The sequence below is a fragment of the Bacillus sp. JJ1503 genome, assembly GCF_036965125.1.
In the GTDB taxonomy this organism is placed as follows: Bacteria; Bacillota; Bacilli; order Bacillales; family Cytobacillaceae; genus Cytobacillus.
In genome coordinates, this window is the sequence record NZ_JBALOZ010000446.1 from 1,164 (window position 1) to 1,452 (window position 289).

Sequence of the window (289 nt, forward strand, 5' to 3'; positions counted from 1 at the left end):
TGAAGTGGCTGAAGATTATCCACGTTTTTCTTGTAGTATTATTTTTCGGAGGAATTTTGAGTTCTGTAGCTTTAAATCTTCATATTGATTTCACAAAGTATGATGAATCTTACCTTGGCTATAAAAACATTATCATAATTAGCGATAATATTGTCAGATGGGGTGCGATTGGAACTTTACTAGTGGGATTCACATACGGATTTTTTACTAACTGGGGGTTTTTCAAGCATAGATGGGTTGGTGTTAAATTTGTTCTTTACATTATTCAAACAATCGTTGGAATTTTTGT

The 289-nt window shown here is 32.5% G+C and carries 1 pseudogene; it reads left to right on the forward strand.

Annotated elements, in window-relative coordinates:
• Positions 1-289: pseudogene (locus V7149_RS24865) on the forward strand (DUF2269 domain-containing protein); the annotation flags it as partial.